This window comes from Salibaculum sp., from assembly GCF_035270045.1.
Classification (GTDB): domain Bacteria; phylum Pseudomonadota; class Alphaproteobacteria; order Rhodobacterales; family Rhodobacteraceae; genus Salibaculum.
The window spans coordinates 1-12,527 of record NZ_DATFIP010000069.1 but is presented as its reverse complement, the minus strand read 5'-3'; the positions used below and the strand labels follow the sequence as shown (position 1 = coordinate 12,527).

General features: G+C 65.6%; 13 protein-coding genes and 1 tRNA gene. 11 read left to right on the top strand and 3 right to left on the bottom strand.

Annotated features, from left to right (window positions below; all coding sequences use genetic code 11):
* From VJ897_RS11945 to VJ897_RS11935, 3 genes are all read left to right on the top strand, one after another.
* Positions 1-732, top strand: a 732-nt coding sequence (locus VJ897_RS11945) for a class I tRNA ligase family protein (protein ID WP_324055896.1), incomplete at its 5' end; no start/stop codon positions are given.
* Between the two features lie 114 nt (positions 733-846).
* Positions 847-2,469, top strand: coding sequence for a citramalate synthase (gene cimA / locus VJ897_RS11940; RefSeq protein ID WP_324055895.1), 1,623 nt, complete (start codon positions 847-849; stop codon positions 2,467-2,469).
* Positions 2,470-2,524: 55 nt separating this feature from the next.
* On the top strand, positions 2,525-3,280 hold the full coding sequence (locus VJ897_RS11935) for a phytoene/squalene synthase family protein (protein ID WP_324055894.1): 756 nt from the start codon (positions 2,525-2,527) through the stop codon (positions 3,278-3,280).
* 178 nt (positions 3,281-3,458) lie between these two features.
* Here VJ897_RS11935 and VJ897_RS11930 read toward each other — a convergent pair whose 3' ends face one another.
* Complete coding sequence (locus VJ897_RS11930) at positions 3,459-4,721, bottom strand: MFS transporter (RefSeq protein WP_324055893.1); 1,263 nt, start codon at positions 4,719-4,721, stop codon at positions 3,459-3,461.
* A 69-nt stretch (positions 4,722-4,790) separates the two neighbouring features.
* Between VJ897_RS11930 and VJ897_RS11925 the strand changes: the two genes are divergently transcribed.
* The 3 genes from VJ897_RS11925 to VJ897_RS11915 all read left to right on the top strand — a co-directional run bounded on the left by VJ897_RS11925 (position 4,791) and on the right by VJ897_RS11915 (position 6,865).
* Positions 4,791-5,423, top strand: coding sequence for a DNA-3-methyladenine glycosylase family protein (locus VJ897_RS11925; RefSeq protein ID WP_324055892.1), 633 nt, complete (start codon positions 4,791-4,793; stop codon positions 5,421-5,423).
* Positions 5,420-6,088 (top strand): alpha/beta hydrolase, encoded by a 669-nt coding sequence (locus VJ897_RS11920; RefSeq protein WP_324055891.1) that lies wholly within the window; start codon positions 5,420-5,422, stop codon positions 6,086-6,088. The genes VJ897_RS11925 and VJ897_RS11920 overlap by 4 nt, the downstream gene beginning before the upstream one ends.
* 192 nt (positions 6,089-6,280) lie before the next feature.
* Positions 6,281-6,865, top strand: coding sequence for an HNH endonuclease (locus tag VJ897_RS11915; protein WP_324055890.1), 585 nt, complete (start codon positions 6,281-6,283; stop codon positions 6,863-6,865).
* Between the two features lie 6 nt (positions 6,866-6,871).
* Here VJ897_RS11915 and VJ897_RS11910 read toward each other — a convergent pair whose 3' ends face one another.
* Positions 6,872-7,441 carry a hypothetical protein gene (locus VJ897_RS11910; RefSeq protein ID WP_324055889.1) on the bottom strand — a complete coding sequence of 190 codons (570 nt, stop codon included), beginning with the start codon at positions 7,439-7,441 and terminating at the stop codon, positions 6,872-6,874.
* A 179-nt stretch (positions 7,442-7,620) separates the two neighbouring features.
* Between VJ897_RS11910 and VJ897_RS11905 the strand changes: the two genes are divergently transcribed.
* The 5 genes from VJ897_RS11905 (at position 7,621) to pgi (ending at position 12,375) form a co-directional block, all read left to right on the top strand.
* Positions 7,621-7,887 carry a (2Fe-2S)-binding protein gene (locus VJ897_RS11905; RefSeq protein WP_324055888.1) on the top strand — a complete coding sequence of 89 codons (267 nt, stop codon included), beginning with the start codon at positions 7,621-7,623 and terminating at the stop codon, positions 7,885-7,887.
* Between the two features lie 55 nt (positions 7,888-7,942).
* The gene (bfr, locus tag VJ897_RS11900) at positions 7,943-8,425 is read left to right on the top strand and encodes a bacterioferritin (protein ID WP_324055887.1); all 483 of its coding nucleotides are present in this window, start codon (positions 7,943-7,945) and stop codon (positions 8,423-8,425) included.
* A 214-nt stretch (positions 8,426-8,639) separates the two neighbouring features.
* Positions 8,640-10,094, top strand: a complete 1,455-nt coding sequence (gene zwf, locus VJ897_RS11895; protein ID WP_324055886.1) for a glucose-6-phosphate dehydrogenase — start codon at positions 8,640-8,642, stop codon at positions 10,092-10,094.
* A gap of 4 nt (positions 10,095-10,098) precedes the next feature.
* Complete coding sequence (gene pgl / locus VJ897_RS11890) at positions 10,099-10,773, top strand: 6-phosphogluconolactonase (protein ID WP_324055885.1); 675 nt, start codon at positions 10,099-10,101, stop codon at positions 10,771-10,773.
* 3 nt (positions 10,774-10,776) lie between these two features.
* The gene (pgi, locus tag VJ897_RS11885; RefSeq protein ID WP_324055884.1) at positions 10,777-12,375 is read left to right on the top strand and encodes a glucose-6-phosphate isomerase; all 1,599 of its coding nucleotides are present in this window, start codon (positions 10,777-10,779) and stop codon (positions 12,373-12,375) included.
* A gap of 78 nt (positions 12,376-12,453) precedes the next feature.
* Here the strand turns inward: pgi and VJ897_RS11880 are convergent.
* A tRNA-Gly gene (locus VJ897_RS11880) sits at positions 12,454-12,527 on the bottom strand.

Genomic DNA, 12,527 nt, shown 5'->3' with positions numbered 1-12,527 from the left:
GAGGTCTTCGACATCCACGGCGGGGGCAACGACCTGATGTTCCCCCACCACGAGAACGAGATCGCCCAAAGCTGCTGCGCGAACGACACCGAGGAAATGGCCCGCGTCTGGATGCACAACGAGATGCTGCAGGTCGAGGGCAAGAAGATGTCCAAGTCGCTGGGCAATTTCTTCACCGTTCGGGATTTGCTGGACCAGGGTGTGCCGGGCGAGGTGATCCGGTTCGTGATGCTGTCGACGCACTACCGCAAGCCAATGGACTGGACGCAGAAGAAGCGGGAAGAGGCGGAGAAGACGCTGCGAAAGTGGCGTATGCTGGTTCGAGATATTGACCCTGATGATAGCCCTTCACCATCGGTCATCGACCTGCTTTCCGATGATCTCAATACATGGGGTGTCATTTCGAAACTGCATCACTTTGCAGATGAAGGTGATTTCCGAGCATTGAAGGCATCGGCTCAAATCATGGGACTGCTTCTTCCGGAGAGTGATTCTGCATTCCAAGCTGGTCTTTCAAGCAAGGTCAGAAATCGTCTGGCAGGCTTCAGAAACCGCCTAACTGAGGCCCGAAAAAGCGCAATGATGACAAAAGACTTCTCCGAAGTTGATCGCTTGAAAGCCGACCTCATCGACGCAGGTGTCGAAGTGCGCATGTCGAAAGAAGGTGTCGAACTGGTCCCCGGTCCGGGCTTCGACCCCGCCAAGCTGGAGGCCTCACATGACTCGCTTTGAAACAAAGGACAGCTCCCGGCCGCGGGTGGGGGTGAAGCCCCCGCCCGGGGGGGCGGCCGGGGGCTGTCCGGTCCGCTGTGCGACCCGGACGGAGCAAGCAGATAGGGCAGGGCAATGACCAAGGACCGCCTCTACCTCTACGACACCACCCTGCGCGACGGGCAGCAGACCCAGGGCGTGCAGTTCTCGACCGCCGACAAGCAGGCCATCGCCGAGGTGCTCGACGAACTTGGCGTCGATTACATCGAGGGCGGCTGGCCCGGCGCCAACCCCACCGACAACGACTTCTTCGAGGCCGCCCCGCAGACCCGCGCGACCCTCACCGCCTTCGGCATGACCAAGCGCGCGGGCCGCTCGGCGGCCAATGACGATGTTCTGGCCGCGGTGCTGAACGCGGGCACGCCCGCCGTGTGCATCGTCGGCAAGACGCATGATTTCCACGTGGAAAAGGCCCTCGGGATCACGCTTGAGGAAAACCGCGACAATATCCACGACAGCATCGCCCATATCGCCGCCCAGGGCCGCGAGGCGCTCTTCGACGCGGAACATTTCTTCGACGGCTGGAAGGCCAACCCGGCTTACGCGCTGGACGCCTGCGTGGCCGCCTACAAGGCCGGGGCGCGCTGGGTGGTGCTGTGCGATACAAACGGGGGCACGCTGCCCCACGAGGTGGCCGAGGCGACGGCGGCGGTCATTGCCGCGGGCGTGCCGGGCACCCATCTCGGCATTCACACCCACAACGACACCGAGAACGCGGTGGCCAACACGCTGGCGGCGGTGAACGCGGGCGCGCGGCAGGTGCAGGGCACGCTCAACGGGCTGGGCGAACGCTGCGGCAACGCCAACCTGACGACGCTGATCCCCACGCTGATGCTCAAGGAACCCTACGCGAGCGCCTACGAAACCGGCGTGACCCCCGAGGCACTGACCGGCCTGACACGGGCTGCAAGGCTGCTCGACGACATCCTCAACCGCGTGCCCATGAAGCAGGCCGCCTATGTCGGCACCTCGGCCTTCGCGCACAAGGCGGGGCTTCATGCCAGCGCCATCGCCAAGGACCCCACCACCTATGAACACATCGACCCGGGCCTTGTGGGCAACGCGCGCATCATCCCGATGTCGAACCAGGCCGGGCAGTCGAACCTGCGCGAACGGCTGAAAGGCGCGGGGATCGAGGCGGAGAAGGGCGACCCGGCCCTGGCCCGTATCCTCGACCGGATCAAGCGCCAGGAATCGGCCGGCTTCGCCTATGATACGGCACAGGCCAGCTTCGAACTGCTGGCGCGCGACGAACTGGGCACGCTGCCCGATTTCTTCGACGTGGAACGCTACCGTGTGATCTCGGAACGCCGTCGTAATGCCCGGGGCGAAATCGTCGTGGAATCCGAGGCGGTCGTCACGGTCAGCATCCGAGGCCAGTCCCGCACCAGTTACTACAAGAACGAACATGCCAGCGACCTGTCCGACGAGGGGCCGGTCAACGCCCTGTGGCAAGCGCTCAAGTCTGATCTAGGCCCTTACCAGGCCATGATCGACGACATGAAGCTGGTGGACTTCAAGGTGCGCATCACCAATGGCGGCACCGAGGCGGTCACCCGCGTCATCATCGACTACCAGGACGGGGCCGGGCACCGTTGGGCCACTGTGGGCGTCAGCGCGAATATCGTGGATGCTGCCTTCGATGCGCTGCACGAGGGGATCATCTGGAAACTGCTGCGGGACGAGGCGATGGCATGACCGAATTTCCGGAAATCCGGCGGCGCGCCCGGTATTCCGGGGGTCCGGGATCGGCATGAGTCTGCAGGCCTGCGCCGAAATCGTAGAGCGCGGCGACCCCGATCGCTTTCTCGCCACCATGGCCGCACCGCCCGGTGCGCGCGGGGTGTTGTTCCCGCTCTATGCCTTCAACATCGAGGTCAGCCGCGCGCCCTGGGTGACCGAAGAGCCCATGATCGCCGAGATGCGCCTGCAATGGTGGCGCGACGCGCTGGACGAGATTGCCGCGGGTGGTCCGGTACGCAGCCACGAGGTAACGCTGGAATTGGCCAGGGTGCTGGACGCGCCGGCGGCGCGGGCACTGGACCGGACGGTCGCCGCACGCCGCTGGGACATCTACAAGGATCCCTTCGAGGACGCGGCGCATTTCGAGGACTACCTCGACGCGACGGCGGCGGAGCTGATGTGGCAGGCCGTGCGGCTGCTGGGCGGCCCGGTGGAGGCTGAACATCACGTGCGCAGGCTCGGGCACGGCACGGGGCTGGTGCGCTTCCTGCAAGCTGTGCCCGAACTTGAGGCGCGCGGCCGCATCCCCCTGGTCGATGGCCGGGCAGAGGCGATCCGCGACCTGGCCCGTGCTTCCCACAGGGCGATGGGCCGCTCGGGCCAACTGCGCGGCGCTGTGCCGTCCGAGGCGCGCGCGGGTCTTCTGGAAGGCTGGCAGGCGCCGGTGCTGCTCAGGCAGATCTCTGCGGACCCGGCCCGCGTTGCCGCGGGGCGCGTGGCCCTCAGCCCCTTCCGCAAGAAACTGCGCTTGATGCGCTGGGCCTGATCCGGTCCCGGGGCACCTGACAGCGGCATTGCGCAGGTCCGCCGGACCGGTCGAGGGGGTAAAACCCGCGCGCAGAGTCGAGGCGCGCGCTGCCACGTATCGCCGTCGCGACCGCGCGCGGCGGCCCGACGCGGGGCATTGGAAACGGCCCCGAAGGAGTCCGGGCCGCGCCCTGCGCTCAGGTCGTCCGCGCGTCCTGCGGGCGCAGCCACAGCCAGATCAGCGCGCCCCCTGCCAGTGCCAGGAATGGCGCCATGGCCAGGTTGACGGCCGTCCAGCCCGCCTCGGCCGAGCCGCCCGAACAGTTCATCAGCCCGCCCGAGGCCAGCGAGGCCAGCGTGACACAGCCGAAGACGATGGTATCGTTCAGGCCTTGCACCATGCCGCGATCCTGCGGCCCGTGAGAGGCGGCCAGCAGCGTCGTGGCCCCGATGAAACCGAAGTTCCAACCGACGCCCAGCAGAATCAGGGCGATGAAGAAATGTTCGAGGTCCACGCCCATCAGGGCGACACCCCCGGCGACGGCCAGGATCAGCAGCCCCAGCGCCATGATGGGCCGCACCCCGAAACGCGCGATCAGGTGCCCGGTGAAGAAGCTGGGCACATACATGGCCAGCACATGGGCCGAGACGATGTCGTTGGCGCGGTCCTCGGAATAGCCGCAGCCGACCACGGCGAGCGGCGTCGAGGTCATCACGAGGTTCATGAGCGCGTAGGCGACCATGCCGACGATGATCGCCACCAGGATATGCGGGTCGGTCAGCAGGGCCTTTCGGCTGCGCGGGGGCGGGCCGGTCAGCTTTTCTGGGCCTGTGGCGCGGGTGCCCTTTGACAGATCCAGCCAGAAGAACACCGCCATGCCGCCAAGGTTCAGCGCGGCTGCTGCGATGTAGCTGCCGACAAAGGGCACCACGCTGGCATCCATGACCAGCTTGTTGAACTGCGGGCCGATGATCGCCGCAAGCAGCCCGCCCGCCATGACGTAGGAAATTGCCTTGGGCCGGTACGCGTCCGAGGCACGGTCGCTGGCGGCGAAACGGAAGAACCCTTGCGCGGACATGTAAATGCCCGTCAGGTAGGACCCCACGAGCATCAGCCAGAACTGTCCCGCCCACAGCCCCCAGGCCGCGATGAGCGCGCCAAGCGCTCCCGCGATGGCACCGATCACGAAGCCCAGGCGCCGCCCGCGCGCCTGCATCAGCGGCGAAATCCAGGGAGCCGTCGTCATCGACCCGAAGACGATCAGCGAGATCGGCAGCGTGGCAAGGCACGGATTGGGTGCGAGCATCTGGCCGGCCAGTCCGCCCACTGCGAAGATCATCGGCATCTGCGCGCCCAGGATGGCCTGGGCGAGGATCAGCACGATCACGTTGCGCCGGGCGGCCCGGTCATCCACGTTGGGGTTGGGTACGTCGGAATTGGCAGGGGCGATATCGGTCATTGCGCCGGACTAGCCGCCCGCCAAGCGGAGGTCCAGCGCCAGAATGGTCGCATGCATGAGAAAAGTGAAATGAATGCTGGGTGGATCATCGAGGGCCCGGCCTGCCTCGAGGCCGGGATGGCCGCGCTTTCGGCCCGGTGCCCGCGTATGGCGGCGGCCTACGGGCGGACCGGCCCGCTTTCGCTGCGCCGTAAGCCGGAGGGCTTCGCCGCGCTTTTCTCGGCCATCGTCAGCCAGCAGGTCAGTGTTGCCAGCGCGCGGGCGATCTGGGGCCGTGTCGCGGCGGCGGGGCTGACCACCGAGCGGGCAGTCCGCGCGGCGCGCGATGCAGAGCTGCGCGCGGTCGGCCTGTCGCGACCCAAACAGCGCTATGCAAGGGCGCTGGCCGATGCGCGCATCGACTATGATGGCTTGCGCGCCATGACAGATGAGCAGGTGATCGCGACACTTGTTGCCGTGCCCGGTATCGGCCGCTGGACGGCCGAGATCTATGCCATGTTCAGCCTGGGGCGTTGCGACATCTTCGCCGCCGGGGACCTCGCGCTGCAGGACGCCGCACGGGCGCTCTACGATCTGCCGGACCGGCCCACGGAACGGCAGTTGCGGCGAATGGCCGAGGCCTGGTCGCCGTTCAGGTCGGTTGCGGCCCGTCTGCTCTGGGCCTACTACCGTGTCGACAGGAACAAAGAGGGCATCGCATGACACGGGTATTGCAAGCAGGACGGGTAGAGCCGGTCTCGGGCGAGATGCGCTCGGCGGTGGTCTTCCTGCACGGCTATGGGGCCAACGGTCAGGATCTGCTGGGCCTGGCCGAGCCGCTGGGTGAACATCTGCCAGACACCGCTTTTTTTGCCCCCGACGCCCCCGAAAGCTGCGCGGCCGCACCCTTCGGGCTGCAATGGTTCCCGATCCCCTGGATCGACGGCTCCTCCGAGGAAGAGGCCAAGGCGGGGCTTGCACGGGCTGCCGCTGACCTCGACGCCTTTCTCGACGGGCTCATGGTGGACGAGGACCTGATGCCGGAACAGGTGCTGGTTTTCGGCTTCTCGCAAGGCACCATGATGGCCCTGCACGTGTTGCCCCGCCGCGAGGATGCGGTCGCGGGCCTTTGCGCCTTTTCCGGGCGGTTGCTGGAACCCGAGCTGCTGGCCGACGAGGTCGTGGTGCGGCCGCCGGTGCTGTTGGTGCATGGCGACCAGGACGACGTGGTGCCGGTGCAGTCCATGCCCGAGGCGGCCGAGGCGCTGGAGGCCGCGGGCTGGCAGGACGTCTATGCCCACATCCAGAAGGGCACCGGCCACGGCATCGCCAACGACGGCCTGTCGGTCGCCCTGGCCTTCATGCGCGATCGGTTGGGCTACGCCTGAGGGCGGCGCGCTGGTCGCGTCGGCCTGTCATCCTATCGTTACGGAATCGGCTCAGGTAAACTGGGCGAAGGCTTGACCACATATGGGGCTTGCCTGCCAAGAGCGACCATATATAGTCAAGATTAGGCCGGGGCGGGGCTCCCGCTCTGGTGCCAGACGAGCGAGGCAGACAGGGCGAGGACGGAGTCAGCCATGAACGGCGATTTCAGGAGCGAATTTGTCAGGGAGCCGGCGGCGCTGAAGCAGCACCCGGCGCTGGTGCTCAACGCCGATTATCGGCCGCTGTCCTACTACCCGCTGTCGCTCTGGCCCTGGCAGGATGCGGTGAAGGCGGCCTTCCTCGACCGGGTGGACATCATCGCAGAGTATGACGAGGTGGCGCGCAGCCCCTCGATGCGGATCAGGATACCCTCGGTCGTCGTCCTCAAGGATTACGTCAAACCGCAGAAGCGCGTGGCCTTCACGCGCTTCAATTTGTTTCTGAGGGATGAATTCTGCTGCCAGTATTGTGGCAACAAGGGGGATCTGACCTTCGACCACGTTGTTCCGCGTGCCGCAGGCGGCGTGACAAGCTGGGAAAACGTCGTCGCGGCCTGTTCCCGGTGCAATCTCAAGAAGGGCAGCAAGTCGCTGCGCCGCTCGGGGCTTGCCTTGCGCAAGCCGCCGCGGCGCCCCGGCGCCGAGGAGTTGCGCAACATGGGCCGCCGTTTCCCCCCCGGCCACCTGCACGAGACCTGGCTCGACTTCCTCTATTGGGATAGCGAGCTGGAAGCCTGAGCGCACTCAATCGGACAACGGCTCGGCATCCAGCTCCCAGCTGTATTCAAAGCCTGTCGGGCGCCCCTCGGCATCATGGCTGATGCGATAGCCCGTGGCCGCGTCAAAGCGTTCCCCATCGACGAAGAGCCAGGCGCCCTCGCGGCGTTCCACGCGCATCGCCTCGACCGGCGTTTCCGGCTCCGAGAACCGTGAATGGATCGAGGTGGCGGCGGCGACCATGCGCCGGGCCTCGGCCTCGTTCGTGACGCGGAAATCCGCCGGAAGCAGCCGCAGGAAACCGTCACGCCGCTCGGGGACGCCGTGGCGCAGGACGCGTAGCGCCTCGCCGTTCAGGACGGCCATGTAGAAGGTCGCAGTGCCGCTGCCGCCGAAGGTGTCGACTTCTGTTTCCCAAAGGCGAATGTCGAACAATGCCTCCAGGGACTCGGTGATATAGGGCTCCACGTCGATGCTGACCTGATCGATGATATGCCCCCGGATCACGGCGGGTTCCTTCTGTGCCAGGGCGGGCGTGGCGGTCAGGCCCAGGGCAAGAGCGACGGTGGCCAGGGCGGTCGGTTTCGGTGCAGGCATGGATGGTGTCTCCCCGTTATTGCGGCGCAGTCGTGTGCCCCGGACCCTCGGGGACCGGAACGGGGCCTGTCAATGCCGGGTGGGCGCCATGGTCACGGCCCGCCGACGGGGTGGATTTTTGCTTGCGTCGCCGCGGCGGAGGAGTATCTTGACTGTATCAGTCAGAAAAGGGACGGTTCATGATCGTCTGCCAATGCCAGAACATCACTTCGAAGGACATCCACGCGGCCATCGACTGGATGCGGCGGTCGGACCCTGAGACGCTGATCACGCCGGGCAAGGTATACCGGGCCTTGGGAAAGGCTGCCGATTGTGGTGGCTGCATGCCACTGTTCCTGGACACCATGCGACGCAGTCCCGCGCTGGAGGTGCCTGCGGAACTCAGGGGCCTGCGCAGGGACCACGGTGGTGCCGGGGACGGCGCGGAAATCGCCGCCAAAGGCTAGAATCTTTCCGGTGTTTTGCTAGTCTGTGACCAGATCAAACGGAAAGGACCCCGCCATGAAAGGCGACGAGAAAGTTATCGAATACCTCAACCGTGCCCTGCGGAGCGAGTTGACCGCTGTCAGCCAGTACTGGCTGCACTACCGCTTGCAGGAGGACTGGGGCGTGTCGCACATGGCCGCGAAAAGCCGCGAGGAGAGCATCGAGGAGATGCACCACGCCGACAAGCTGATCGACCGGATCATCTTCCTGGGCGGGCACCCGAATCTTCAGAAACTCGACCCGCTGCGCATCGGCCAGACCCCGCGCGAGACGCTCGATTGCGACCTGGCCGCCGAGCACGAAGCGCGCGCGCTTTACCAGGAGGCGCGCGAGCACTGCAATTCCGCGGGCGATTACGTGACCATGAAGCTGTTCGAGGAACTCATTGCCGACGAAGAGGGCCACATCGACTTCCTGGAAACCCAGATCGAGCTTTATGACCGTCTGGGCGAGGCTGGCTACATGCAGGTCAACGCTGTGAAGATGGACGAGGCGTAACCGACGCCCGTTCCCTACCTAGACGAAGCATCGGCTGTCGCGGCACGCGCCGGGCAGCCGATTTGCGTTCGTGGGAGGGACATGGGGTTGTGTTTTGCCGGCACGGGAAACAGGCTCGGGGCGCAAGGCCCGCGCTGGACTTCCCGGCAGAGCGGGAGTAGGAACGTCGCGTTAGCGCTAACCTCTTCCCGCCGCAGAACATTAAGGAGTGCCCATGGTTTCGCGCGTCATCCCGGTCGATGATTTCGACCTCGTGATATTCGGCGGCACCGGCGACCTGGCCCGGCGCAAGATCCTGCCGGGGCTGTACCGGCGCTGCCTTTCGGGGCAGGTGCCGGACGGTGCGCGCATCATCGGCGCGGCGCGGTCCGATACTGATACCGAGGGCTATCGCCAGATGATCCGCCAGTCCATTGCCGAGTTCGGCGGACCCGAGGCCCGCGACGAAAAGGCGATCGAGCGGTTCCTGGCGCGTCTGCATTATGTGGCCGTCGATGCCCGCGGCGACGCCGGCTGGCAGGACCTGCACAACACGTTGCGGCACGATGTCGTCAAGGCCTTCTATTTCTCGGTCGGGCCGGGTCTTTTCGGGGACTTGGCAGAACGGCTGCAAACCTTTGGGATCGCCGATGCCGACAGTCGCGTCGTGGTCGAGAAACCCTTCGGCCGCGACCTGGAGTCGGCCCGCGCGCTGAACGCCACGCTGGCGCGGCATTTCAACGAGGACCAGATCTACCGGATCGACCATTACCTGGGCAAGGAAACCGTCCAGAACCTCATGGCCGTGCGGTTCGGCAATGTCCTGTTCGAGCCGCTTTGGAACAACCACTACATCGACCACATCCAGATCACCGTGGCCGAAACCGTGGGTGTCGAGGGGCGCGGGGCCTATTACGACAAGTCCGGTGCCATGCGGGACATGGTGCAGAACCACCTGATGCAGCTTCTGTGTCTGATCGCGATGGAGCCGCCCAGTATGTTCGACGCCGACGCGGTGCGCGACGAGAAGCTCAAGGTGATCCGGGCGCTTCAACCCGTGGATTACCACCATATCGTGCGCGGTCAGTACGATGCCAGCGAGACCAGGCCCGGCTATCGCGCGGATGCCGAGGACCCGCGCAGTCATACCGAGAGCTTCGTGGCGCTCAAGGCGCATATCAACAACTGGCGGTGGGCCGGGGTGCCGTTCTACATGCGTACCGGCAAGAAGCTGAAGACCCGTTCGTCCGAGATCGCGGTGGTCTTCAAGGACCTTGGGCATTCGATCTTTCCCGGGGACGAGGCGCGCCACCGCAACATCCTTTCGATCCAGTTGCAGCCCAACGAGGGGATCAAGTTGCAGGTGACGATCAAGGAACCGGGGCCGGGCGGCATGCGCCTTGTCGACGTGCCGCTCGACATGACCTTCGCCGAGGCGCTGGGGCCCGATGCCGAAGGGGTTCCGGATGCCTATGAACGGCTCATAATGGATGTGATCCGGGGCAACCAGACGCTGTTCATGCGCGGCGACGAGGTCGAAGCCGCCTGGGCCTGGACCGATCCGATCATTGCCGGCTGGGCGGCGCGCAACGACGTGCCCAAGCTGTATGACCAGGGGTCCTCGGGGCCCGAAGACGCCCTGATGCTGTTGCACCGCGATGGCCGTAAATGGCGAGAGATCAAGGAGTAACCCCATGGAGCTGAAAGAATATCCCGACTCCGAGATGATGATGATGAATCTCGCCAACCGGATCGCCGGCGAGCTGGAAAACGTGCTGTTCCACAACGACACGGCATCGCTGGCGGTTCCCGGTGGCACCACGCCGGGGCCGGTCTTTGACTCGCTTTGCGGGGCCGGGCGGATCGACTGGGGCCGGGTCAACGTCATGCTGACGGACGAACGCTGGGTGCCCGAGACAAGCGCGCGGTCGAACACCCGGCTGCTGCGCGAGCGCTTGCTGATCGACAAGGCCGCAGCCGCCCGCTACGTGCCGCTTCATGCCGAGGCCGCCGCACCCGAGGACAAGCTGGCATCCCTGGCCGAGGCGGTGGCTGCCTGCCTGCCGCTTTCGGTCTGCCTGCTGGGCATGGGGACGGACATGCACACCGCATCCATCTTTCCCGGGGCCGACCAGTTGGAGGCGGCGCTCGAGGGGGACGAAGTGCTTTATGTGATGCGCGCGCCCGGTGCGCCGGAACCACGTGTCACGCTTTCGGCCGGGGTGCTCAAGGACGCAATGAATTGCCACGTGGTCATCATCGGCCATGAAAAACGCGAAGCCCTCGAAAAGGCCCGCACCCTGTCCCCCCAAGAGGCGCCGATCGCGGCGATCCTGCCGGGGGCGACGGTGCATTGGGCGGAACGCTGACAGATGTTCGACGACCTGAAACGCCATGCCGCGAACGTGGCTGATCGCCGTATCGAGAGTCTCTTCGAGGCGTCCGACCGGGCCGGGGAGTTCTCGGTCCGGCTGGGTGACATGCTCTTCGATTACGCCAAGACGAATATCGACGTCGAGGCGCGCGGGCTGCTGATCGACCTGCTGGACCGGGCGGATATGGCCGTGAAGCGCGACGAGATGTTCAACGGCCAGGCCCTCAACGCGACCGAGGGCCGCGCTGTTCTGCACACCGCCCTGCGCAATCTGGATGGCGGGCCGGTGCTGGTCGAGGGCTATGATGTCATGCCCGGCGTCCTGGAAACGCTCGACCGGATGGAGACCTTTGCCCGCGCGGTACGCGCGGGACACTTCACGGGGCAGGGCGGCCCGATCACGGATGTGATAAATATCGGCATCGGGGGCTCTGACCTGGGCCCGGCGATGGCCGTTCAGGCGCTGGCGCCTTATCATGACGGGCCGCGCTGCCATTTCGTGTCGAACGTGGACCCGGCGGATATCGCGGATGCCTTGCGCGGCTGCGACCCCGAAACCACGCTGGTGATCGTCGCCTCCAAGACCTTCACCACGATCGAGACCATGACCAATGCCCGCACGGCCAAGGCCTGGATGAGCGAGACCGTCGCGGACCCCGCCGCACAGTTTGCAGCCCTCAGCACCGCCGGCGACAAGACCCGCGATTTCGGCATAGATCCCTCCCGGGTCTTCGGTTTCGCCGACTGGGTCGGCGGGCGCTATTCCGTCTGGGGACCGATCGGACTGTCGCTCATGATCGCCATCGGACCCGAGGCGTTCCGCGCCTTCCTGCGCGGGGGGCAGGCCATGGACCGGCATTTCCTGTCGGCGGACTGGCCCGAGAACATGCCGGCGATGCTGGCCCTGGTGGGGCTGTGGCACAACCAGGTCCTTGGTCATGCCACCCGAGCGGTGCTGCCTTACGACAACCGCCTGGCGCGGCTGCCGGCCTATCTCCAGCAGCTGGAGATGGAAAGCAACGGCAAGGGCGTCAGCATGGACGGATCGGATCTGCCCTTCGACAGCGGGCCGGTGGTCTGGGGCGCGCCGGGCACCAACGGTCAGCACGCTTTCTACCAGTTGATCCACCAGGGCACACGGGTCGTGCCCTGTGAATTCCTCGTGGCCGCGCAGGGGCACGAGGACGAGTTGCACCATCAACACCAGCTGCTTGTCGCCAATTGCCTGGCCCAGTCCGAGGCGCTGATGCGTGGCCGCGACCTGGACGAGGCGCGCGGCAAAGTGGCCGGCAAGTTCGATGGCGCTGAATTGGAAAAGCAGGCGCGACATCGGGTTTTCCCGGGCAACCGTCCATCGACCACGCTGGCCTATCCGCAGTTGACCCCCGAGATGCTGGGCCGGATCATTGCCCTTTATGAGCATCGCGTTTTCGTCGAGGGCGTGGTGCTGGGCATCAACTCCTACGACCAATGGGGCGTGGAACTGGGCAAGGAACTGGCCACGGCGCTGCAACCCGTCGTGGAGGGGGGCGACGCATCCGCCAAGGACGGGTCCACCGCGGGGCTGGTCGGGTTCTTGAAACGCAACGGGCTGTGATCGGATTGAGCGCCTGCGGCGCGCAGGTCTTGCTGATCGGGGGCTTCGACCAACAACGCAACGGATCGGGAAAAGACTTGGAGCGGGTAACGGGAATCGAACCCGTAACTTAAGCTTGGGAAGCTCGCGTGATACCTTTTCACCATACCCGC

Excerpts from the sequence above, each read along its gene's own strand:
- VJ897_RS11935 (WP_324055894.1), top strand. The coding sequence starts at position 2,525 with ATGAGTCTGCAGGCCTGCGCCGAAATCGTAGAGCGCGGCGACCCCGAT.
- VJ897_RS11925 (WP_324055892.1), top strand. The coding sequence starts at position 4,791 with ATGAATGCTGGGTGGATCATCGAGGGCCCGGCCTGCCTCGAGGCCGGG.
- pgi (WP_324055884.1), top strand. The coding sequence starts at position 10,777 with ATGTTCGACGACCTGAAACGCCATGCCGCGAACGTGGCTGATCGCCGT.
- VJ897_RS11930 (WP_324055893.1), bottom strand. The coding sequence starts at position 4,721 with ATGACCGATATCGCCCCTGCCAATTCCGACGTACCCAACCCCAACGTG.
- zwf (WP_324055886.1), top strand. The coding sequence starts at position 8,640 with ATGGTTTCGCGCGTCATCCCGGTCGATGATTTCGACCTCGTGATATTC.
- VJ897_RS11905 (WP_324055888.1), top strand. The coding sequence starts at position 7,621 with ATGATCGTCTGCCAATGCCAGAACATCACTTCGAAGGACATCCACGCG.
- VJ897_RS11915 (WP_324055890.1), top strand. The coding sequence starts at position 6,281 with ATGAACGGCGATTTCAGGAGCGAATTTGTCAGGGAGCCGGCGGCGCTG.
- VJ897_RS11920 (WP_324055891.1), top strand. The coding sequence starts at position 5,420 with ATGACACGGGTATTGCAAGCAGGACGGGTAGAGCCGGTCTCGGGCGAG.
- VJ897_RS11910 (WP_324055889.1), bottom strand. The coding sequence starts at position 7,441 with ATGCCTGCACCGAAACCGACCGCCCTGGCCACCGTCGCTCTTGCCCTG.
- cimA (WP_324055895.1), top strand. The coding sequence starts at position 847 with ATGACCAAGGACCGCCTCTACCTCTACGACACCACCCTGCGCGACGGG.
- pgl (WP_324055885.1), top strand. The coding sequence starts at position 10,099 with ATGGAGCTGAAAGAATATCCCGACTCCGAGATGATGATGATGAATCTC.
- bfr (WP_324055887.1), top strand. The coding sequence starts at position 7,943 with ATGAAAGGCGACGAGAAAGTTATCGAATACCTCAACCGTGCCCTGCGG.